The organism is Leptolyngbya sp. AN02str, from assembly GCF_050565595.1.
GTDB lineage: Bacteria > Cyanobacteriota > Cyanobacteriia > Elainellales > Elainellaceae > Kaiparowitsia.
In genome coordinates this window covers 1-23,177 of the sequence record NZ_JBNXVR010000019.1, presented here as the reverse complement: position 1 = coordinate 23,177, position 23,177 = coordinate 1, and the positions used below count along the sequence as shown (strand labels likewise).

Genomic DNA, 23,177 nt, shown 5'->3' with positions numbered 1-23,177 from the left:
AAAACAGACCCTAATCTTGCACCAGGGGCAAAACTTCCTGCTCAAATAGAGTGAACAGAGTCAGCACAGAATCACGGGCGACCGTAATCTTAACGCGGGCACTGCTGTCGCACAACGACTGCTCAATTGGCCCTGGAATGGATGCGATCGTGGAATTCGCTGCCGTTAAGTATTGACGAATTTGAGCATCGAGCACCGGATTCACCGCTGCCACAAACGCACTCAGCCCCTTGCCCTGAGTTCCTGCATCGGCAACTTGACCCAAGTAGGTGTTGCGCACACTCGCCAAGTTATAGGTAAAGTCGCGCAGCGAGCTATTGCTAAATCGGCTCTCAAGCAAAAAGGGATTCTGTGCAGCCAGCGGTTCGCCAATTTTGGCATTGGCAAGCTCATCCAAAATTCCCAAAATTCCCTGCACCATTTCCTCAGCGGCAGCTTGCTGGGTTGGGTAAGTAGTACTGCCGTTGCCCGCATTCACAAACTCATCACGAAACGGGGGATACCCATCTACGCCTTCAGTCCAACTGGTGAGTAGCGCATTGGCCGTGTCTTGAAAGGCCGAGCCCAGCAGTTGCAAATAGGTCAAGTCACGGGGGGTAAAGTCTGCCAGTACCCTATCGTTGTTGTTGCCAAACAGCAAAAGCTCAATCGTGTGAAATCCCTTTTGGGTGGTTTGCAGATTGCCCAAATAGTCTGCATTCAGGGTGTCTTGGCTGTTGAGAACGGCTTGCACATCGACCTCATTTACGGGCCAATCATCGAGGGCAGCATCGTAACCCAACGATTCGGCAGGGCCAAAGGCAAAGGCTTCGCTTTGCTCCCAGGGCGATCGCGCATCCAGCCAAGCCTGTTGGGCGTTGTGCAACGTTACATCGGTGGGATTGGCCGCCAGCGCATTAATAGCTTGCGACAGGCTCTCTGCCTCTTGACCCAATAATCGATAGGTTGGAACAATGACCTGATCGACAAAATCAACGAGAATCTGGCGATCGCGAAACTGGGCGGCCGCCGCAGTTGCCTGGTCAGCTTGCGACACATAAGTTCTAATCGAAGGAATGGTAGACGCAGGCTGCGTTGCCACCGCCCCGCCTTCACCCCCCTCACCACCGCCATCAACAGCAACCGCTCGGCAAATTGGGGCAACAGAGGTAGGCTGCCCAGCGCCCTCACCGCCTTCACCACCTTCACCGCCCTCACCGCCTTCACCGCCTTCACCGCCTTCACCGCCTTCGCCACCGTCTGGAACACTCGACTGGCTCAGCAGCTCTACGCCCTCTTCAGCGTAGGCGGGAACAGCAGCCTCCACGGTCGAAAGGGCCACGGCCCCACCAGCCATGTTGGCCACCACATAAGTGCCAACTCCCAACCAAACTTTTCTGCTCCGCTTCATTTTGCTCCTTCCTCATGCTTGACTAATTTAGATTCCACAGGATTCACACACCTCGTGCAGAATCCCAATCCGAGCTTGAGATGATGTGTTGTGTGGCAGCCTACGACACATCATCCAACCGTCTCAGCTCGGTTCCATTTCGATTTGAATTTCCTCAAAACCTGACCCATCAATTGTTTCAAGTATTTGGCCCATGATTCTCTGCATCGGAAACGTTCTCACCGCCGAAGAACTTAGCTATCTGTGCAATGCACTGGCCGCTGCATCGTTTGTTGATGGCAAAACAACCGCTGGCTGGCACGCTCGACAAGTGAAACACAATACACAGCTCAAAGAGGATGCAGCGATCGCCCCTGAGCTAAAACAGATGATTTTGAATGCGATTCAGAACAATTCAGTTTTTCAAATGGCGGTTCGCCCCAAACTGGTGCGATCGCCCCTGATTAGCCGCTATACACCCGGCATGAGCTACGGCACCCATGTTGACAACGCCCTCATGGGCAACTTGCGAACCGATGTATCGCTCACTCTTTTCTTGAATGATCCCAACACCTACGAAGGGGGAGAACTGGTCATTGAAGATAGCTTAGGCAGTCATCCCTTTAAGCTAGAGGCCGGGTCGATGGTGGTGTACCCCTCTACCACCTTGCACCACGTAGAACCCGTCACCACTGGCGAGCGGCTCGTGACTGTGACCTGGGTGCAAAGCTATGTGAGAGATGCAGGCGATCGCGAAATCTTGTTTGACCTCGACACTGTCCGCCACACCCTATTCGAAACCCACGGTAAAACCTCAGAATTTGACTTGCTCAGCAAAACCCATGCCAACTTGCTGCGGAAATGGGCAGAAACCTAGCCCTGCGAAGAGCCAACTCAACAGCGTCGGCAACTTCAAACTTGGCAGTGCCGACGCGGCAAGTAAAACGCGGGAGGGAATTAAGATAAATTCAAGGGGTTGAGGCGGGCATCCCTTAGGCTAGCAACACCCGCCCCACACCGGAGTAGAGACGTTGGATCAGAACGTCTCTACTTCCAACCTGCGCGATCCATAATGCGCAGCGCTTCGGGATTGTTGCGCCCGTAAATGCTGGCATTCATGTCATCGAACTTCACTCCGGTTGCATCGGTGCCAAAGCTGGCCAATGTTTCATCGACTGGCACACCTGCCACAGCCGGATATTCGTTATTGCCCTGGGCAAAGTATTGCTGGGCTTCGGGGCTGGAAAGATATTCCAAAAACTGAATGGCCGCTGCTTGGTTGGGTGCCGTTTTCAGCACGCCACCCCCACTAATGTTCACATGGGCACCGCGATCGCGCTGGTTGGGGAAAAAGACACCAATCTTTTCAGCCGCTTCGCGCTCTTCGGGCTTATCCGACTTCAGCAGACGAATCAGGTAGTAGGTATTGGAAATTGCAATATCTCCCACACCAGAAGCGACAGCCAAGATTTGGGGCGTGTCGCCACCCTCGGGCGGACGGGCAAAGTTTGCCACCAAACCGCGTGCCCACTCTTCGGTATCGGCCTCACCATGCACTTCTAGAATCGATCCCGTCAACGACAGGTTGTACACATTGGTCGAAGAGCGAACCAGCAGTCTGCCGCGCCATTTGGGATCAACCAAGTCTTCGTAGGTTGACAGCTCAGCCGGGTTCACCCGATCTTTGTGGTACATCACCACGCGGGCGCGACGCGTAAAGCCAAACCACAGCCCGTCGGGATGCCGCAAGCTAGCAGGAATTCGAGAATCCAGCGTTGCAGACGACACAGGCAAAAACAAATCTTCTTGCTCAGCGCGCCACAAACGTCCAGCATCAACCGTAATCAACACATCGGCGGGACTGTTTTGACCTTCGCTCTTGATCCGCTCAATCAGCTGATCGGCCTCAGCCTCAACCAAGTTCACCCGAATCCCGGTCTGCTCAGCAAAGCTCTGATAGAGCGCATCGTCGGTGTCATAGTGCCGTGACGAGTAAAGGTTGACGACGCCACCGCTCCGGGAAGGACGACCAGGCCGATTAAAGCGCGGAGCATTTTGCGCCAGACTGGGCTGCGATCGCCCCAGCTGGGTAGCAGCCACGGCAGCCATTGCCCCGCCCGATGCGAGAAACACGCGCCGAGTCATTTTTCTCATGTTTTTTCTCCTAAACACTGATTCCATGAAGCGTAGAGAGCACGCTAAAGATGATGATTCCGATAAGCCTTGCTGAGCGATCGCACAACAGCGCAGCTCTATCACAGGCCATTGCATCGGCTAGGCTTCATTACCCAGAAAAACAGCGAAGCTGTTCCGTTGCCAGAAGTATTGTACATTATTGAAAGTAATTCTTAATTAGCCAAGATTTCTCAACTTTTAATAGACATTTCTTATACTTTGTGAAATCGATCACAAGACAAGGATATCGGAGCATCCACCGCCCAAGATCTTGTGATAAAAGCGTTTCCGCCCTTTTACCTATCCCTTGCCCATCAAAAAGAATAGGATAACGCCTGAGGCGAACCACAGCATGTCCTAACCTCAGCTAAAATTATTTTCAATAAGCTGAATAAGCCGACCGCGTTGCCCACGGTCTAACGCAAGCGAACCCTCCATGCATAGCCCAACTGGGTAGCTTGATCCCCAAACTGTGTTGAGATGCACTCACTAGGGATTCCAGAACCTGGATTAGGGGCGATGGCCCAAGGCTTGAGGTTGCTCAGCATCGCCTAATTGTTCGCCCATCCGCATCCGCAGTTTTTGTCTGATCCCGCTCTCATGCTCCAGCCCACCTTTTTGAAGAATTTGCCCGCACCCGTACAGTTTGTGCTGCGGCCATGGTTATTTGTTTCGCTGATTCTGCATGGGGTTGTCTTGGTGTTGCCAATTCTGCCCAACCAGCCAGAGCCCCTACCCCCACCCGAGGAAAGGGTTTCGCTCACCCCCATTGCCCCAACCCCACAACGTACACCCAGGTCACGGCCCCAGGTGACTCCACAACCCACCCCATCTGCTGTGACAGCCCCCCGGCCCGCCTCGCAACCTATCGTGCAAATGCCTGTAACCCGTCCTATGGTGCCGCAACCGACTGTGCAGCGTCCCAATGTACAACAGCCTGTTATACAGCCATCGCCCACTCCGTCCCCAGTTGCGACATCCACCCCCACTCCCACCCCATCTGCGTCGCCTGCTTCGGTGGTTCCCACCCCAGAAGCAACTCCAGCGGCACCGAGCGAAACTCCAACAGCACTGGAAACAGAACTGGATCAGCGGGTTCAAACTGTGGCCAATACGCCCGAGTCTCCCAAAGCTGAAGATGAGATCTCTTTTCCCCATGTGGAAGGAGCGACTCAGGGATGCGCCAGCCGCGAAGACTGCTGGCAAACAGACGATACCCAGTGGCGATCGCTAGCCCGTGGACTTGAGGAATCCTTAGCGGCTCAGGGCTACAGCACCGAAGTCCTGGCGCTGAACTTGGATACTGGTGTGCGCGTTTATGCTGTGGCCAAAGATGAAGCGGTGGAATATTACCTGAGCGTTGTTTCTACACCGAGCGGCACCCGTTATCTTAAAACTGACGAGCCAATGACCGAGGACGAGCTGCGTCAGCTTATGGCAGGCATGCCTTAAGGCTGCGTCAGTCTTAGTATTTGCATTAGAAAACGAAATAATCTTTTTGAACCCTGAAAGCTATAGTGAATAAACATCCCGTTCGGTAAGGAATTTTCACGGCGGCATTCGGGCTATATCTCCACCCAGCTCACGATCGCGCACCCCAATCGCGCCCATGCTGATCCATTCAACATGCCAATCGAGACGCTGGATTTGGGGATCAAATGCTCTACTGCCCTCTCGCCAAACCCTTGCCAGGGGCGATCGCTCAGGAGGTTTGTTGCTTATGGATACTGACCATTCTCTGCCGCCTCGTGGTTCCACTCCAGTGAATGAAACCTTGTCTGCCCAAGTAGGCACATCCGTCTTGCCAGATCACACCCTACAGGCCATGACTCCTCAGCAAGGCACCACCATTTTAATGCCATCGGCATTGCGGGTTGATGAGGCACTGCACACTCAGCAGTCAATCCTCCCCGAGAATTTGCTGCCCAAAATGCCGAGCCCCAGCGTATCCATATTGCGCAGCTCGCCCGATGCCAGCTATCCGCCTCCGCAAACCCATACCTCAGTGTTAGACCCCAACCTATTCCCAGGCACAACACCTCCCAAGCGCCCCAATCTCGTCAAGCCCATGCCCAAAAAGGGATAGGCACGAAGGTTACATCCTGCCCCTCTCATAGGCTCCTAATTATGTAGGGTTCAGGGTTCAGTGCATGGGCAAATCTTTGGTCATGGCGGGCCTAATCCGGCCCTTCTAGCAAGCCCAGAGTTTGGCGGCTTGCTTGATGCTAAACTCGACCAAATCCCTTGCTGGGAGCACTTTTGGATTTGGCTGGTTTCGCTGGTTTGGCTGATTTAGCAATCGGCTGTGTAACTTTGGCAGGGGAGTCCTTCATCGGCCCGGCTAACTCCTCAAGAAGTTGAATGTGCTGCGGCAACAGGGTGGACAGGGCATAGCGATCGAGCGCGGTTTGCCGTGCTTTTTCACGCATTGGCTGGAGATCGGTCTGGTGAATCAGGGCGTCTTCAATGCGATCAGCGATTTTGTCTGGAGAGAAGAAGTCAACCAAAAAGCCATTCACGCCATCTTGAATCACTTCCCGAACAGGAGCCGTATCGGAAGCAACCACCACACAGCCCGACGAAAGCGACTCCATGAGCGACCACGACAGCACAAAGGGTCGCGTTAGGTAAACATGCACCTTCGAGGCTCGCAGCACTTGTTTGTAGTGGCCGTAGGGCATGGTTCCAGCAAAGTGAACTCGGCTGAGATCCAGCGAGGGCAGCTTTTCGAGCATGATGTCTTTGAAGCTGTTGCCCTTGGGGGCGGCAGGACCATAAGCGACGCGATCGCCCGCTACAATTACCACATGACAGTTGGGGCGGCGTTCTGTCAAACGGGCGATCGCCTCCATAAATTGAGGAAATCCCCGATAAGCATCCATGCCTCGCGACACATAGGTTACCAGTTCATCCACGTGAGACAAGTCCAAGCCGTACTCTGGCAGCACCAGCTTGGCGCCTGGTTCTGGATAAAAGTAGTTGGTATCCACCCCATCGTGCAGCACCGTAATTTTGTCGTGAAATTCGGTTGGGAACTGCGATCGCTGCCAGTATGTGGGAGAAATACCGCGATCGCTACTATATAAATCCACCAACATCGGAGCATTGCTAGCCCGAATCCGCAAATAGTCATCCATATTCAGCGGATAGGCCGGATCAAAATCAGCATCGGCCCCTTCGGCATTGCAAAACCACTCAAAGTAAGACAGCAGCTTGGTTTTAGGAAACACATCTTTAATAAACATGCCGTTTCCCCAACCAGAATGGCTGCATACCACGTCCGGCTCAAATCCAGCCTGCTTCAGCTGAAGCGCCATTCTCACAACCGCTTGCCCATGCAGCACCGCACTCTCGTAACTGCGCACATAATGATGCACATCAGGATGTGGCTCGCGAGTTGGGGCGTAGTTAACTTTGCGCACTCCCGCCAACTGTACCGGATCAGTATGCTTTGTCCCATATACCACCTCATTGTTTGGATCTTGGGCTAGGGCACGCGCCAGTTCACGAAACTGGGCCGGAAAGTTGTTATGCAGAAAAAGAACACGCATAGGCTGTGGGGCAATGCTTCATGAATACGATTAAATAACTTTCAGCCGGATGGACTCATTTTACGCAGGCTACGGGTAGCAACAGGCAGCACCGCCTGAGCCGGCCGCCCTCCGAGTCATCCAAGGTTGGCCCAATGCAGTTGGACTGCGGTTGAACTAATGAGAGCTGAGAAGTTAGGTAGGAGTGTACCGTCTTGTGAAAACTTTTCCCATAAAACCTTTCCCGTGTTTTTCACAACAGCTCAAAAACTCGCATTACTTTAAAAAGGAGAAAGGATCGATCCTGAGGTTTAGCCCATAAAACAAGTTGCCCTACAGCTTGCCCTTGCTTCTCGATCTCGTCCTAGAGTCCTAACCCTAATTGTCCCAACCCTAATTGTCGATCGTCTTGTCGCTTGTGACGCCTCCCGTGAATCGTGGTGCACTCCAGTTCATCCATACAGTTTTAGCAAACGAGTGTTCAGGCAAATAGCAGGAGCAAAATTATGATTCAGCTAACACGTGTAATCATCGCTTCGGGTTCGCTAGTAGTCATGGGGGCAAGCATGGGGGCGATCGCCACCTATGCGCAAGAGGCAGACCCAGTGCAAGACCCGGCCGCTCTGCTACAAGAAGGCGCAGAAGAGCGCAGCGGGTTCGAAGACTTTCAGCGGTTGTTTCCACCCGATGATGAGGGCGGTGGCGGCGGCGACACCGTTGATTTGAACGAGGTCTCGGAGAACATTAATTCGCGCACTGCGAACGAGCGTCCCGCAGCGGCGGCAATCAATTACGAAACGTTGATTCTGCGCCCCAATACCGAAGTTGGCGAAACTGAAAATCAGCTACGGATTTCGGTTCCATAAGCCGCTATTCAGCTTCATCCTTTATTGCCAAAGCGATTTCTGCCTTTGGCAATGCTGAGTCATGCTGAGTTTGGGGACTTGCCCACAAACGTTGCGTCAATCGGTTAAGAAAGGTGCCAGCATCGAAACGTTGCTCTCAGCGCTCATGATGCACCAGCGGCTGGCACCGTGATTATTGTGCTGGAGTGAGAGCACTCTGTCAGGTACTCTCATGGGTACTTTTGGCGCATGCACTCCTAGAATTGGCTGGAACCGAAGTCTCTGTGTGTCCCTTTATCGTGCCCATTGATGTGGGATCAAGACTTGGCCAAGTTCTTAAAACCAACTGAACGGTTGCTTCAGTCAGGGCGATCGCAACGATTTCTCAGCATCCTACAGCAAACTCGTTCATTGATGATAAAGACACAACAAGATTGGCAGAATTGACTCTAAAATGGTCTGGATTTAATTGCACGTATCCAAACTGCTATGCCGCGCCGTAACGACCTCCACAAAATCCTGTTGATTGGCTCTGGCCCGATCGTAATTGGGCAAGCTTGCGAATTTGACTACTCCGGCACACAGGCGTGCAAAGCCCTGCGCGACGAGGGCTACGAAGTGGTGCTCATCAATTCCAACCCGGCCACGATCATGACCGATCCCGAAACAGCGGATCGCACCTACATTGAGCCGCTAACTCCCGAAATTGTCGAAAAAGTGATCGAAAAAGAGCGCCCCGATGCTCTGTTGCCAACCATGGGTGGGCAAACCGCACTCAACCTGGCCGTGGCTCTGGCTAAAAACGGCGTGCTAGAGAAGTATGGCGTTGAGCTGATTGGCGCAAAGCTGCCCGCAATCGAAATGGCTGAAGATCGCAAACTGTTTAAAGAAGCGATGGAACGAATTGGGGTCGATGTCTGTCCCTCTGGGCTAGCCGAAACCATGGAGGAAGCAAAGGTGATCGCGCAGGAAATTGGCTCCTATCCGCTGATCATTCGTCCAGCCTTCACCATGGGGGGTACTGGCGGCGGCATCGCCTACAACCAGGAGGAATACGAGGAAATCGCCCAGTCTGGATTGGATGCCAGCCCCGTTTCCCAAATTTTGGTAGAGAAGTCGCTTTTGGGGTGGAAGGAGTACGAACTGGAGGTCATGCGCGACCTGGCAGATAACGTGGTCATCATCTGCTCCATCGAAAACCTTGACCCCATGGGCATTCACACGGGCGACTCGATTACTGTGGCCCCGGCGCAAACCTTGACCGACAAGGAATATCAACGCCTACGCGATGCCTCAATCAAGATCATTCGTGAAATTGGGGTTGAAACTGGCGGTTCCAATATCCAATTTGCGGTGAACCCCATGACGGGGGAATTGATTGTCATTGAGATGAACCCACGGGTCTCTCGCAGTTCGGCGCTGGCCTCCAAGGCAACCGGATTCCCCATTGCCAAAATGGCGGCAAAACTGGCCGTGGGCTACAGCCTGGACGAGATCCCCAACGACATTACGAAGAAAACGCCCGCTAGCTTTGAACCCACGATTGATTATGTGGTGACGAAGATTCCCCGCTTTGCGTTTGAAAAATTCCCTGGCTCCAAACCCTACCTGACCACACAAATGAAATCAGTGGGCGAAGCCATGGCCATTGGCCGCACTTTCCAGGAATCGTTCCAGAAAGCGCTGCGATCGCTCGAAACAGGGCGGTTTGGCTGGGGTTGCGATCGCTCCGAAAAGCTGCCCAGCCTGGAGCAAATTCGCTCAGGGTTGCGCACTCCAAATCCCGATCGCATCTTTACCGTGCGTCACGCCATGCTGATGGGCATGACGGTTGAAGAAATCTACGAACTTACCAATATTGATCCCTGGTTCCTCGATAAGCTGCAGGCCATTTTGGAAACCGAAAAGTTTCTCAAGCGCACCCCACTCAACAGCCTAAGCGCCGAGCAAATGCTGGCCGTGAAGCAGCAAGGATTTAGCGATCGCCAAATTGCCTACGCCACCAAAACCACCGAAGACGAGGTGCGCACCTATCGCAAATCGCTTAATGTAGTGCCTGTGTACAAAACGGTGGATACGTGCGCCGCCGAGTTTGAGGCCCTGACTCCTTACTATTACTCGGCCTACGAGTCGGAAATCATTTTACTGGCGGGCAATACAGAGCCGGGATCACGGCCCCAGTCCCCCGGTGAGGCGCTCACAGAAACCGAAGTTCTGGCCTCCGACCGCCCCAAGGTGATGATTTTGGGTGGCGGCCCCAACCGCATTGGTCAGGGAATTGAGTTTGACTATTGCTGCTGTCACGCCTCGTTTGCCCTGGGTGAGGATGGCTACGAAACCATCATGGTCAATTCCAACCCAGAAACCGTCTCTACCGACTACGACACGAGCGATCGCCTCTACTTTGAACCCTTGACGAAAGAAGATGTGCTCAACATTATTGAGGCGGAATTTCCCGTGGGCATCATCATTCAGTTTGGCGGCCAAACCCCGCTGAAACTAGCAGTCCCCCTGCAAAAGGCGCTGCCCATCTGCGACTCGCCCGAAACCAAAATCTGGGGCACCTCACCCGACTCTATCGACACAGCGGAGGATCGCGAGCGGTTTGAGAAGATCTTACGCGACCTGGATATCCGTCAGCCCGCCAATGGCATTGCCCGCAGCACCGCCGAAGCGCTCGATGTAGCGAAAAAGATTGGCTACCCCGTCGTGGTGCGTCCCAGTTATGTCCTGGGCGGCCGCGCCATGGAAATTGTCTACTCCGACAAAGACCTGGAGCGCTACATGGCCTATGCCGTGCAGGTAGAGCCCGATCACCCCATCCTAGTGGATCAGTATTTGGAAAATGCGATCGAGGTGGATGTGGATGCGATCGCCGATGCCAGCGGAAATGTCGTCATTGGCGGCATTATGGAGCACATCGAGCAAGCCGGAATTCACTCCGGCGACTCGGCCTGTTCCATTCCCACGGTCACCCTCTCGCCCGAAACCTTGGAAACCATTCGCACCTGGACAACCAAACTGGCCAAAGCGTTGAATGTCATCGGTCTCATGAACGTACAGTACGCCATTCAGGGCACCGAGCAGGGCGACCAAGTGTATATCCTGGAAGCAAACCCCCGCGCCTCGCGTACGGTACCGTTTGTCTCCAAGGCAATCGGCAAGCCATTGGCCAAAATTGCCTCCCGCGTCATGTCGGGCAAAACCCTGCCTGAACTCAACTACACCGAAGAAGTCATTCCTCAGCACATTTCCGTCAAGGAAGCCGTGCTGCCCTTCTCCAAGTTTCCCGGCACCGACATCATCCTCGGGCCCGAAATGCGCTCGACCGGTGAGGTCATGGGCATCGATACCGACTTCGGAAAGTCCTTTGCAAAAGCAGAACTGGCAGCATCGCAAGAGTTGCCCCTTAAAGGAACCGTGTTTGTGTCGATGAACGATCGCGATAAACAAGCCGCCGTTCCCGTGGTGCAAGATCTGCTTTCGTTGGGGCTGCATGTGGTGGCCACCGAGGGAACGCGCCGAGTTCTCAAAGAAAACGGCGTCGATGTAGAGCTGGTGCTGAAGGTGCACGAAGGTCGTCCCAACGTGATGGACTCGATCAAGAACCAGCAAATTCAACTGGTGGTGAATACCCCCTTGGGAGAAACCGCGTTGGAAGACGATCGCGCTATTCGCCGCACCGCCCTGGCCTACAAGATCCCAGTTGTGACCACCATCGCCGGAGCCAAGGCCACCGCTGCCGCTATCCGCTCCCTGCAAGCACAACCATTAGATGTGAAAGCCTTGCAAGACTACAGCCATTAGTCTGCACCATAACGTAGGGTGGGCAATGCCCACCCTAAAAGGAATCTCTAAGCCAAAAATAGCGAAACATCCACAGCCATGTCGGGAAATGCCAACGGTGAAACGATGCCAGCCGTAAGCCGTTGCTCCCAGGTGTAGTCTCCATCGTTGGGATTGCGGTAGAGCGCTACCGCTCATCCGCCGTAGATACTGTCTGTATCAACCGAGCAACTTCAGCAGTCAGTGTGCAGAGGACTTGTTAAACCGTAGTTGAGCCATAAACAATGTCTAACTTCACTGCAAAATCCTGCTCGATCTTTTCAGCCTTAACTAGTAGACGAGCGAGCTGTATCTCATGATGTCCAAGCAGCACTTCGTCAAAAATAAAGCGGAGCTGAGTTTGATCTCTGTCGTTAGATGCAGAGATGATAAAGTCCTGCGCTGTCTTTCCTTGAATGTATACCTGCTTACCGTGCTGACCATCACAAACCGTATCTACCCGAAACTCAGAACATACTGCATTTAAAGCGGCTAAACCATATTGGCAATAGTTTGAGCCTACTTCAATATGCTTTTTCAGATTGTGACACGCTGAAAGCTCGGTGAAGAAAACATCAGCAGCAGGTCTCCCTGTTTTAGGGTGAATGGTTAAAGGAATTCCTGCATCGTATTGAAGGAACACTTCTCCAGCGGGTTCAATGCTAATCTGGATATGCCTGCAACGATGCTCCAACGCTTCATCAAGTGCATGACAAAGGGCTTCAAAAATTAAATCCTCAAACAAATTCTCCCGCTTCAAGTCACCCAGCCATAGCACAGGACGACGACGTACCGCTTCTACTGACGAAAGAATCTCGATCTCCATGTCCTGATCCTAGTATTCTTTTCTAGCTCCTTGATAATGTTAGGTTTAACATGAGTTGGCAATCGCGCAAACTCATCACCTAATAATCTACTGAGCTGGCATGGTGATTGGCTTCGCCGGACGAACCCGGTGCCGTCCCTGAGCCGTCATCACAAAAAACTCTGGTGTGATAATCATCAATTATTCAGCGAACCAGATTGGCTCCCAAAGCGCCCATGGTTCCCCTTTCTAGAAGGCCGTTTACACCAATGGTACTTCCTGAATTTGCTCTTCTAATTGGCGATCGCCACGCCTCGATTCAAGCGACAGAATTTCAAACGACAGGCTTGTGAAACAACATGATGTGTTGTTGCGGCAAAACATCCAGCGTTTCATCCCAAACCAAACCCACCGCTTCCAGCTCCCGAATCGCCTGCTGCTGCGTCATTTTGTGCAGTCCCTTGATCAGGATCAGCGGATTCTCGCCGCGATATTCCACCAGGGCGACCTTGCCGCCCGGTTTGAGCGCATCCACTAAGTGCTCCATCATCTCCTTGGGATACTCAAACTCGTGATAGGCATCCACCATCAACGCGAGGTCAATGGTGCGATCGCTCAATCCAGGATCAGTCTCCGTGCCCAGAACTGGCTCCACATTTGCCACCCGCAGCCGTTGCTGAATCATCGACAGCATCTCAAGCATTTCCCGCTGCACATCCACCGCGTATACCTTGCCCTGGGGCACGCGCGCACTCAGGCGAAACGTCATGTAGCCCGTTCCCGCACCAATATCCGCCACCACATCATTGGGGTGCAGCGGCAACACTTGAATCAACTTATCTGGCTGCTCCTCTCGCAAGCGGCTAGGACGCTCCAACCACGCCGCACCGCGATGCCCCATCACCTGAGCAATCTCGCGCCCCATGTAAAACTTACCAATACCGTCGGGGTTGTGCAGTGCGCGATACTCATACCCCGCTTCTGCAACCGGAGCCTCCAAGGTCGCAACATCCGCATAGGCCGGGGTAGGCAGCACAGCCACCCACAAGCATGCTCCTAGCAGCAGGCTCAACAGCCACCTCAAGTTTAGAAACCGATGTATCATGCGCATCTCAAAAACCTTCAAAACATTGAGAAGAAGCCAGCTAACCTTCAACAGGGATATCTGGCAAAAACTGGGTGGGATCAGGCTGCCAACGATAGCGGCGGAGATCGATCGTGCCATTTGCACTGAACACAACCCCTTCGGCTTCTAGGAGCGATCGCTGCAAATCATCACTGCCATTGCGAAACGGAGATTCCGATACCTGGCCCTTGGCATTCACCACTCGCTGCCACGGCACATCATCCCCATCCACCACCCGATACAGCGCATAGCCTACCAGCCGCGCCTTGCCGTACAGGCCTGCTAATCCAGCCACCTGGCCATACGTCGCGACCTGGCCCCTAGGAATTTGCCGCACCACTTCGTAAATGACTTGATAGCTGTTCACACTCGCGCCAGCAAAAGAGGACCAATCCAGTGGCAACCGAGACTTGCTCCGCATTTCCCGAAATATGCCACCCATAGAAGTGTCACTGATTGCCGCGAGCTTGCCAAGGGTTGTGGCTATTCTTGTATTCAAGTGTGAGGAGTATACAAAAAAGCTCTCAGGGTCGAAACAAGGTCAGACTCCTGGGAGCTTTTTTACGGGAATTCCATCGTGAACGATTCAAGCCGATAGAAAAATTCGGTGTGAAGTTGTTGAATTGGTTTCCGCGTCGCTTTACCAACGGAACCTAAAGCAGAGGCAGCAAAATCTCGAATTCGGTACCCATGCCAACGCTCTCTTCGCTGGGCATAAAGATGGCGGGCGATCGCAGGTTGAATTTGCCCCCGTGCTTTGCCGTGATAATCTGGTAGCTGACTGCGAGGCTGGTTTCCTTTTCGGCCCGACGCTCCACCGTAAAGGAATCCAAAATCCGCTGCCGCTCGGCTTCGGATAGGCTAGGGCCATTATTGGTAATACAAATAGACACCCAACGCGATACCGGAGGTGCATTCAACGTGAGCGATCGCACCCGAGTCGTAATCGTAATTTGCGGCTTGTTGGTCGTCGCATCCATGCCATCAGCCTGAACGCGATCGCGGTAGTCGCGTGTCCACTTTTCGTACACCGCTTGATTCAGCAATACATCAATCGCATTTGTCAAAATGTTCATAAACACCTGACTGAGCTGCCCAATGTAGCACTGCACAGGCGGCAGCTGCCCATAGTGCCGCACAATCTCAATTTCCCCCGTCAGGCGTTCCTTCAGCAGCAGCACAATACTATCCAAGCATTCATGCAAATTGGCTGGCTTAGGATATACATCGTCAATGTGGCAAAAGTTTTGCAAGCTGCTGGCCAATCGTTTAAGGCGATCAGCCCCAGCGCGCACACTCTCGATCGCTCGGGGCAGGTCATGCCGCACATAGTCCAGCTCAATCTCTTGCTGAAGTTGGGCGATCGCCGCCGGAGGCTGCACCACATGAGCCTCGTAAGCCGCCAGTAGCTCCAACACCTGCGCAGTATAGGTCGAGATATGGGCCAAGTTTCCCCAAATAAATCCCACCGGATCCAAAATTTCGTGGGCGACCCCATCCACCAAGCGCCCCAATCCAGCCATCTTCTCACTTTGAATCATCATGGCTTGGGTTCGCTCGTATCGCACCTGGGTTTCAATGCCGCGAATTTGCCAATAAGCAATTTGTAGCTCATGCACATCTAATACGCGGAAATGATCCGCATCGACCTGCACCACAATTGGCTCGGCCTGATGCTCGGGCGATCGCCGAAAGGCCTGTTGAGCCGCCAATACAATCGACGTTTGCTGCGGCAGGATGAGCGATGTCGTGCGGGCGTAGCTATACAACACCGTCAAGGGTTGCGATAAGAAAAGATCCACTCCATGGGGCCGCAGCAGGTATTCCAGCAGTCGCTGCCGCGAAATCATACCCACAAACTGGCCATGCTGCTGCACAATCACTCCTGGCAGATGCGGGTGGGCTTCGAACTGCTGTGCGACATCTCGGCCCAGACAGGCCATATCCACCGAAAACTCGTACTGAGAAAGCTGCGCCAGTGTCGACTCTAAATACAGCACCTCGCGGCTGGCCTGATGGCACACAGGAGGGGGAAGTTCAGGGGTGAAACGGTTGGCAGACAACATACGACCTAGCCTTAAACACTCGGCACTTGACTCCTGCCATAGGTCAGGTAGTCATTCATTTAGGACTGTTAATAGTTCCAGAGTGCCCACTTCCAGCCCAGCAAATGCACGAACCCAGCGTTGCGATCGCCATTGCGATTCCACGAACGACCCGTCACAATACAGCTAGAGCCATTTCTACAAAGATTTTCGTTGTTCAAAACTTAACAATATTCATCTTTGCCAGCTCTAAAATTTAATCGGACTTACGCACGTCATCCGAAAAACCAGGGGGTTGACTGATGGTTGGAACGCTTAGCGTTCCAACCATCAGTCAACTGCGTAAGTCTTGTTTAAGCTTTCTCCCACATTTCTCAATCTGTTCGCCACGGTAGGTTGCTTCGATGACCAATTCCCCTAATTCCCCCCAGTCCTCGATTGTTCGGCAGAGCGATCTCATAGGCCGTCGCGTGCTCAACCGCAATACCGCCGAAGAATTGGGCAAGGTGGATGGTTTTTGGGTCGATGTGAAGCAGCACCAAATTTTGGGCTTGGTGTGTGAATCGGGCCTGCTTGGGTTGAAGCGGCAAAGCTTTAACTGGTCGCAAATTGAAAGCATTGGCGCGCAAGCGGTTGTGGTGAGCGTGCTAGATGGAGTAGAGGTGCATAAACCCGAAACAGCCGAAACCGTACTGGGCCATGAAGTATGGACGGAGGGGGGCGATCGCATTGGGCAGGTGCAAGACTTTTGCCTGGAGCTAGAAACGGGGGATGTGGTGGGCTACTTATTCATTAACGACAACTGGGGCGGCTTGGCTAAAGGCACCTATCTACTGCCCACTCAAACCATCGTTAGCATGGGCAGCCGACGGCTAATGGTGCATCAATCTGCCGTAGAAAATGTGGGGTTATTTTCTGGCAATATTCGCCAACAAACTCAGGCATTTCTGGTGGCAGATTTGGAACGCACCAAGCAAGATATGTCGTGGCTGCTGCAAGGTACCCAGGCGATCGCGAATCGCATCTTCGACAAAACTCAGCAGCTCGTTGAGCAGAGTAAAGAAAAATTGGCAGAAGCATCTCAACAGATAACGTCTAGCCAAGGCCAAGAGCAGCCCAGCGAGACGCCCACCGACGCACCAACGATGCGAGTCATTCAAGAATCCATTGACCTCAACTCTGGGGCCAGTGCCAGTCCCGCCGTTGAAGTCGAAGCCGTCATCGATCCTGACCTTGATCCTGATATTTCAAAATCTAGCCAACCCTAGTGGCTCACTCAGAAATCTAAGCGGTTGCTTCCACCAGCTTGAATCGATTTCTGCCGCGCTTTTTGGCCTGGTCGAGCGCAACTTCTGCCTGCTGTAGCAATGTATAGCAGTCAAAATTGGCAGAGGGAGCGATCGCCCCTCCAATGGCAACCGTTACCGCCATCACCAGTCCCCCCTCTAGCTCTAGTGGAGTATTCGCAAAGCTCGCCCGCAGCGTTTCTCCCAAGTCCGATGCGTCGCGCGCAGTCAGTCCAACCACCACGCAGCCAAAGCGCCCCACCCCATCATGAAATAGCCAGCTACTGGGTACGCTATCTTGCTGGAGACGAGTGGCGATCGCCTGATACAGCGGCACCTGAAGCCCCTGATCCAGTGGCATTGACTCTGCAGGGCTAACCTCCAACACATATACACATACCGCCCCATCCCTGGCCAACTCAGGATTTGCAGCTCTGCGCTCCAGCAAATAGCCCACAGCAGGCAACATTCCCTCCCCTTTCAACAAACCAGTGCTGGCATCGGTCATGGTGAGCGCCCTCAGCAACTCTTGAGAATTTTGCTGAACTGTGGTCACAACGCCTCGCTCTGTAGCGATCGCCTGCTCCCGTTGGTGAAGTTCATACTCCAGCTCTTGCAGTTTGCGCTTTTGGCTACCAATAATCAGGCTGCGTCGAATGACCGATGGCACCGCCAACAACAATCCCACAATCACTCCCAGCACCAGCGTAATCAACAAAATGAGGGCCAACGGATCGCGAAACTGTAGCCCAAAAAATGCGATCGTAACTGGAGCCGTATTTTGCAATGCAAATAGCACCGCAAATAGAGCAATTGCCAGCGCAAGAATAATAAACAACGGCATAACCACACCGGAGAATGAACGACCTGGGCAAGCCACACGTACTCTCTCGATTTTAGGCGATCGCGCTAAACCCGCTATCCCACGAGCGCACGGTCAACTCTGCGATTTAGAGTTAAGTTCCAAAGAAATTCAACCCCCTATCAACATGAATCATTTTGCAGATCCGCCGCGCAAGGATTCATGCACCAGGTCTATATCCATGAGGCCGCATTAAGACCCCAACGGCTGAGCTGGCACCAACACCTCCTGCGAAATCGGCAATCGTACTGTCACCGTCGTTCCTTGGTTGAGACAACTCTCCAGCAAAATTTCTCCACCGCATGCTTCCACACATTGTTTGACAATCACCAAACCCAATCCTGTCCCAGCGATAAAAGCAACATTACTCGCTCGATAAAACGGCTCAAACAACAGCTCCTGTTCTTCTTCGGGAATCCCAATTCCCTGGTCAATGATTCGAAACGTTAGCTGATCCGCCTCGCAGATAGCTTCAAACTGAATCGATTCCCCATGGGGCGAATACTTGACCGCATTCGACAATAAATTCACCAAAATATGCCGTAGCATCCGCGTATCGAGCAGGTAATAAATGGCTTGAGGCTCAGGCACCGCAGGAAGAAACGTGAGGGAAATGTGATGGGAAATTTGAAACTGCATTTCTTCGACCAAATCTCGGCAGAACCACACCACATCAACGGGCACACAATTTAGCGTTACCGCCCCAATCTCATGCTCACTCAGCAGCAATACTTCCTCTAACAACTGGTTCATTTGCTCCACAGCAGACCGAATTCGCTGAAAGTAGGCCGCGCGACGTTCCTCCGTGAGGTCAGATCCCTGTTGATTAAGCAACTCTGCCGAAAACTTAATGCTATTGAGCGGATTGCGAAACTCGTGAGAAACAATGGCAATAAATCGAGATTTCAATTCATTCAGCTGGGTTTGTTGCTCTAGGGTTTGCTGAGTTTGCCGTTCGACCTGGTAGCGAGCTAATGCAATTTCAATTGTGGTGCTTAAGTCTTTGTCTTGAATGGGCTTGGTAATATAGCCAAACGGTTGAGCGGTTTTTGCACGCTCTAGCGTTAACTTATCGGTATAAGAGGTGAGAAAAACGACCGGTAATCGAAATTGATCGCGCAGCAGTTGGGCGGCGGCAATGCCATCCATATCATCTCGCAGGCGAATATCCATCAGCACCAGATCGGGGCGTGCTTGAGCTGCAAGGGTCAACGCAGTCTCTGCCGAATCAGCAATCCCAGCCACGTTATAGCCCATACTCTGTAATCGCTCGGCAATATCCATGGCGATTAATAGCTCATCTTCGACGACCAGGATGTTGGTTGACGTCATGAATTACCCCGGATGCTGGTTGTGGTAGAAACAGGATGCTAAACCGAAAACACAGCCCAACCGAGACGGTTAGCCTGAGAAGGCAATGGTAAACGAACAACCTTGGGTATTATCAATGGTCCATGTTCCTCTCAGTTTGTGAACCATTGCGTGAACAATGCGCAGGCCGAGGGTCTGAACTTGGCTGAGATCTAGCGCGGTGTTCAAGCCGATGCCATTGTCTTGAATAGATAGGGTAAACAGGGGTGTCTGCAGATTTTGAGCTTGAAACTGAATTTGAATCGTTCCGGCTTGCTGGTTGGTAAATGCATGTTTAAATGCATTGGAAACCAGTTCGTTGATGATGAGGCCACACGCGATCGCCACGTCAATCGATACAGTGACGGGCTCAATACTAAGCTGTAGACGCACTTGGGCTGCTTTGAATGCACCAAACAAATCGGTTGCCAAGTTGTGAATATAGTCAGCCATATTCACGTCTGCCACGTTTTCGGAGCTGTAGAGCTTTTGGTGGATGAGGGCGATCGCTTGAATACGTCGCTGACTTTCTACAAACGGTTCTAGCATAGCCGGAGATTGCAGCGTGCGCGATTGCAAACTGAGCAAGCTTGAAATCATTTGCAGGTTGTTTTTCACACGATGGTGCACCTCTTTCAGCAGAACTTCTTTTTCTTGAAGCGAAGCTCGTAGTTGGGCCTCAATTCGGTTGCGCTCAGCCAGCTCTGCTTGCAGCTGATGGTATAAGTCTGACTGCTGAATGGCGATCGCCAGTTGGCTAGCAATCTGCTGCAAAATACTGACCTCCGACATTTGCCATTGCCGCTGCTCCCGACAGGCATGCACAATCAGCAAACCCCACAGAGAGCGTGCATCATCACTGGTATGGCACACAATGGGAGCCACGATCTTGGAGCGCACTTGAAACGCACTCATCAGCTCAATCCAGTCTTGCCCCCACGGATCTTGCAGCGCATCGGCAACAAGCCGCGCATTTCCTTGCGCATAAAAGGTATAGCACGCTTCTGAAAGCGCCAAGTCCGCAAAATATAAACCCTCAGTTCCCTCATAGCTAGGCTGAGCCGCTTCTCTTACCACCCGTCCACCCCCATTTGGGTAGAGCTGGACAATGAGTGTGCGATCGGCATTTAACGCTTGGCCAACTTCCGTTACCGCCACTTCTACAATCGCGTCCAAATCTAAGGATTGTCGAATGCGCTCTGCGATCGCCCGAAGCAGCTGTTCCCGAGTCGCCTGTTGTCGCAAGACCAACTCTGCCTGTTTGCGATTGCTAATATCCTCCACCATGGCAATGGCGTAGTTCTTGCTGCCTTGAGCACGATCTAATAGGGTAGCCGTCAGGGTCATCCATACGGGATCGCCCGTTTGCCTAATGCCCCGAAGCTCAAGCTGGCCGTGCGTTGTCCCAATATTCTGCAACTGAGTAAATATCTCGTTCAGTTTAGGGACATCAGCCGGATAAATCAGGGCGTCTAACTGCTGCTCGTTGAATTCTGCATAGCCCAACAAATGGCAAAATGCCTCATTGCTGCGCTCAATTCGGCGATCGCCTACATGAACCAACACAATGCCAACGGGTGACACATCAAAAATATTGCGAAACTGTTCTTCACTCTGGCGCAGAGCCTCAGTGCGATCGCGCACTCGCTCTTCCAGCTCAGCATTCAGCTGCTGCAGAGCCTCCTCGGCCATCTTCCGCATTGTAATATCCTCAGCAATACCCACGTAGCGCAGAAGCTGGCCATGTTCATCGCGAATTGGAGTAATATCCGCCGAAATCCAACAAATCGAACCATTCGGCCTTACTAAGCGATATTCGAGATGGCTATCCTGCTTATCCGCTTGCTGCTGAACCAGTTGCATCACCTGTTCCAAATCATCGGGATGAACGGGCTCCATCCATGAGGTTGGGTCATCATACAAACTCTGGCAGGAGCGTCCCCACAATCGTTCATACGCCGGACTAACGTAGTAATACTCGCCCGTAATGGCCGAACACACAAAAAACAGTTGTTGCAGCGTATTGGCAATCTCACGAAATCGCTCTTCGCTCTGCTGCAACGCTGCCTCAGCCTGTTTGCGCTCTGTAATATCAATGTTCACGCCAACCATACCTTCAATCCGATTGCCCACCCATATCGGCGCAATCATCTTGTCAAAACAGCGATAGCTACCCTCAACCTGCCGAACCTCCTCTATTCGAATGGCAGTTCCATTCAGCACACATCGATCTTGTTCATCCCATTGCGCTCGCAAAGCTGGCACAATCGCGTCATAATCCTCAAGCTGACCCAGCATGTCCCCTCGAAGCTGCCGCTCAACCGTATTTTGCAGCGTCACTCGTTTTTCGCAGTCCTTTGCCCATACTTCAAAGGGCAAATGATCAATTAAGGCTCGCAATTGGGCTTCCCGACTAACTAAAGCCTGCTCAGCTTGCTGCCGCTTGGTTACGTTAGTGGCCAGAACAAGCCAAGCCGTTTCTCCATTCCATACAATCACCCGTTTTGCCAGATCCACATAAATTTGATTCTCATCCCTAGCACAATGCAACCAAACCCGACTCACACCAGGCAGATCAGGCGGCTCGGCGAATTCAGAATCATGATGGAACCAATCGAGTAACTGAGAGCGCTCCCCAACCGGCGACAAATTCAGCAAATTCAAACCCTGCATTTCTTCAGGGGAATACCCGTATAGATGGGTTACGGCCTCATTCGCAGCCAAAATAGTCAAACCGACGGGCTCTACCACCCACATTGGATTGGGATTTTGCTCAAACAAACTGCGGTATTGTTGTTCAGATTGTGTGAGACCCTGTTGGGTAAGCATCAGTTGACTAATGTCAATGTTGGTTAGGTCAACGGCCCAGCCATAGCTTGCCTCATCCCACCTAGCCTCGATTTGCGCCAACATCCAATGTACGTTTCCATCTGGGTGCAAAAACCGATATGTCACTTGTTGCTGCAACAATAAGTCGACAAAAACTGCTGCCAGCGCAGGTTCTATCACGCTCAGCCAGTCTTCTTCCAAAATGTGCGATCGCCAAGCATCACCCTGCAACAGCTCAACATCGCGATAACCAAAGATCAATTCACCACTTGGCGAAACATAGCTAGGCACCCAAGAGCCGTTTTCTTGCAACCATACACTCACAACCCCCAATGTTGAATGGCCAACAATCCCCTGCAAAAGCTGCGCGATTGTTGAATATTCCCTGTGCGATCGCTCCAAAGCACAACAACACTCATGAAGTTGGCTTTTCAAACCCAAGACCTGACCGTACAGTGCAACATTATTCATGCATGAGCTCCGGCTCAGTAACCTCAGCCTAAACCAATCACCAACACATTAACTCCAGTCTAAAAACGATCCCTAGCTACAACCGAAACCACGATTGTTTTTTTAACAATCCTCTCGTCAAGCATAAAGATAAAAGCCTATCTAGTCTCTTTATCTCTACCAAAACGTACAGCTCAGCAAACAAGCACGCAAAACTTGTGGCAAATGAGCAAAAGGGAGAATAAATACGAGTCCCAAAGGGAGAGGGAGAGAAGAGTGACAATGAACTGTCATTCCTCTCTCCCTCTGTTTGTTTAGAAAAGAGCCCTGGCATCGAGCTATTTTTGCAGGCAGCTACCCACCAACTATCGTTGCCGCGGATGCGTTTCACCACTCAGTTCGGGATGGATGAGCGTGGGTCCACATCGCCATAGACACCAGGAAACTTGTAAGAGCTTCACACACAAGGTGAAACCCTGAAGGCTGCATAGTAACTCATAAATTAATCAAGTATGAAGTCATCTTCCGATAAACTGAACACATCTCATGAACCTGTGAGGTCAAGCCCTCGGTCTGTTAGTACTGCTCGACTTCATGTGTTGCCACACTTCCATCTACAGCCTATCAACGGGTGTTCTGCCCGTGACCTTACTGGGTTAACCCCATGGCAGCACTCATCT

The 23,177-nt window shown here is 52.3% G+C and carries 16 protein-coding genes and 2 rRNA genes; 6 read left to right on the top strand and 12 right to left on the bottom strand.

Annotated elements, in window-relative coordinates:
• Positions 1–10 precede the first annotated feature (10 nt).
• The gene (locus ACQ4M4_RS15410; protein WP_430685322.1) at positions 11–1,390 is read right to left on the bottom strand and encodes an imelysin family protein; all 1,380 of its coding nucleotides are present in this window, start codon (positions 1,388–1,390) and stop codon (positions 11–13) included.
• A 193-nt stretch (positions 1,391–1,583) separates the two neighbouring features.
• Between ACQ4M4_RS15410 and ACQ4M4_RS15405 the strand changes: the two genes are divergently transcribed.
• Positions 1,584–2,246, top strand: a complete 663-nt coding sequence (locus ACQ4M4_RS15405; protein ID WP_430685321.1) for a Fe2+-dependent dioxygenase — start codon at positions 1,584–1,586, stop codon at positions 2,244–2,246.
• A 170-nt stretch (positions 2,247–2,416) separates the two neighbouring features.
• On the opposite strand, the gene ACQ4M4_RS15400 is transcribed toward ACQ4M4_RS15405, so the two are convergent.
• On the bottom strand, positions 2,417–3,523 hold the full coding sequence (locus ACQ4M4_RS15400) for a Fe(3+) ABC transporter substrate-binding protein (RefSeq protein ID WP_430685320.1): 1,107 nt from the start codon (positions 3,521–3,523) through the stop codon (positions 2,417–2,419).
• A 603-nt stretch (positions 3,524–4,126) separates the two neighbouring features.
• Here ACQ4M4_RS15400 and ACQ4M4_RS15395 point away from each other — a divergent pair.
• Both ACQ4M4_RS15395 and ACQ4M4_RS15390 read left to right on the top strand, forming a co-directional pair.
• Positions 4,127–4,996, top strand: a complete 870-nt coding sequence (locus tag ACQ4M4_RS15395; protein WP_430685319.1) for a hypothetical protein — start codon at positions 4,127–4,129, stop codon at positions 4,994–4,996.
• A 268-nt stretch (positions 4,997–5,264) separates the two neighbouring features.
• Positions 5,265–5,630, top strand: coding sequence for a hypothetical protein (locus ACQ4M4_RS15390; protein ID WP_430685318.1), 366 nt, complete (start codon positions 5,265–5,267; stop codon positions 5,628–5,630).
• 139 nt (positions 5,631–5,769) lie between these two features.
• Here the strand turns inward: ACQ4M4_RS15390 and ACQ4M4_RS15385 are convergent, their stop codons facing one another.
• Positions 5,770–7,095, bottom strand: coding sequence for a glycosyltransferase family 4 protein (locus ACQ4M4_RS15385; protein ID WP_430685317.1), 1,326 nt, complete (start codon positions 7,093–7,095; stop codon positions 5,770–5,772).
• A 485-nt stretch (positions 7,096–7,580) separates the two neighbouring features.
• Here ACQ4M4_RS15385 and ACQ4M4_RS15380 point away from each other — a divergent pair, with 485 nt between their 5' ends.
• Both ACQ4M4_RS15380 and carB read left to right on the top strand, forming a co-directional pair.
• Positions 7,581–7,940, top strand: a complete 360-nt coding sequence (locus tag ACQ4M4_RS15380) for a hypothetical protein (RefSeq protein WP_430685316.1) — start codon at positions 7,581–7,583, stop codon at positions 7,938–7,940.
• Positions 7,941–8,408: 468 nt separating this feature from the next.
• Positions 8,409–11,726 (top strand): carbamoyl-phosphate synthase large subunit, encoded by a 3,318-nt coding sequence (carB, locus tag ACQ4M4_RS15375; RefSeq protein WP_430685315.1) that lies wholly within the window; start codon positions 8,409–8,411, stop codon positions 11,724–11,726.
• 238 nt (positions 11,727–11,964) lie between these two features.
• Here the strand turns inward: carB and ACQ4M4_RS15370 are convergent, their stop codons facing one another.
• The 4 genes from ACQ4M4_RS15370 to ACQ4M4_RS15355 form a co-directional block, all read right to left on the bottom strand.
• Positions 11,965–12,570 carry a hypothetical protein gene (locus ACQ4M4_RS15370; RefSeq protein WP_430685314.1) on the bottom strand — a complete coding sequence of 202 codons (606 nt, stop codon included), beginning with the start codon at positions 12,568–12,570 and terminating at the stop codon, positions 11,965–11,967.
• Positions 12,571–12,883: 313 nt separating this feature from the next.
• Positions 12,884–13,654 carry a class I SAM-dependent methyltransferase gene (locus ACQ4M4_RS15365; RefSeq protein ID WP_430685313.1) on the bottom strand — a complete coding sequence of 257 codons (771 nt, stop codon included), beginning with the start codon at positions 13,652–13,654 and terminating at the stop codon, positions 12,884–12,886.
• Between the two features lie 40 nt (positions 13,655–13,694).
• Positions 13,695–14,042, bottom strand: a complete 348-nt coding sequence (locus ACQ4M4_RS15360; RefSeq protein ID WP_430685312.1) for an MGMT family protein — start codon at positions 14,040–14,042, stop codon at positions 13,695–13,697.
• 286 nt (positions 14,043–14,328) lie between these two features.
• The gene (locus ACQ4M4_RS15355; RefSeq protein WP_430685311.1) at positions 14,329–15,741 is read right to left on the bottom strand and encodes a sensor histidine kinase; all 1,413 of its coding nucleotides are present in this window, start codon (positions 15,739–15,741) and stop codon (positions 14,329–14,331) included.
• Between the two features lie 383 nt (positions 15,742–16,124).
• Here ACQ4M4_RS15355 and ACQ4M4_RS15350 point away from each other — a divergent pair, with 383 nt between their 5' ends.
• A complete protein-coding gene (locus tag ACQ4M4_RS15350; protein WP_430685310.1) occupies positions 16,125–16,988 on the top strand; it encodes a PRC-barrel domain-containing protein in 864 nt (287 codons plus the stop codon).
• 16 nt (positions 16,989–17,004) lie between these two features.
• Here ACQ4M4_RS15350 and ACQ4M4_RS15345 read toward each other — a convergent pair whose 3' ends face one another.
• The 5 genes from ACQ4M4_RS15345 to ACQ4M4_RS15325 form a co-directional block, all read right to left on the bottom strand.
• Positions 17,005–17,850 carry a lipopolysaccharide assembly protein LapA domain-containing protein gene (locus ACQ4M4_RS15345; RefSeq protein ID WP_430685309.1) on the bottom strand — a complete coding sequence of 282 codons (846 nt, stop codon included), beginning with the start codon at positions 17,848–17,850 and terminating at the stop codon, positions 17,005–17,007.
• Positions 17,851–18,060: 210 nt separating this feature from the next.
• Positions 18,061–19,200 (bottom strand): hybrid sensor histidine kinase/response regulator, encoded by a 1,140-nt coding sequence (locus tag ACQ4M4_RS15340; RefSeq protein ID WP_430685308.1) that lies wholly within the window; start codon positions 19,198–19,200, stop codon positions 18,061–18,063.
• A gap of 69 nt (positions 19,201–19,269) precedes the next feature.
• The gene (locus ACQ4M4_RS15335) at positions 19,270–22,518 is read right to left on the bottom strand and encodes a PAS domain S-box protein (RefSeq protein WP_430685307.1); all 3,249 of its coding nucleotides are present in this window, start codon (positions 22,516–22,518) and stop codon (positions 19,270–19,272) included.
• Between the two features lie 304 nt (positions 22,519–22,822).
• A 5S ribosomal RNA gene (gene rrf, locus ACQ4M4_RS15330) occupies positions 22,823–22,939 on the bottom strand.
• Positions 22,940–23,053: 114 nt separating this feature from the next.
• Positions 23,054–23,177 (bottom strand): 23S ribosomal RNA (locus ACQ4M4_RS15325); the annotation flags it as partial.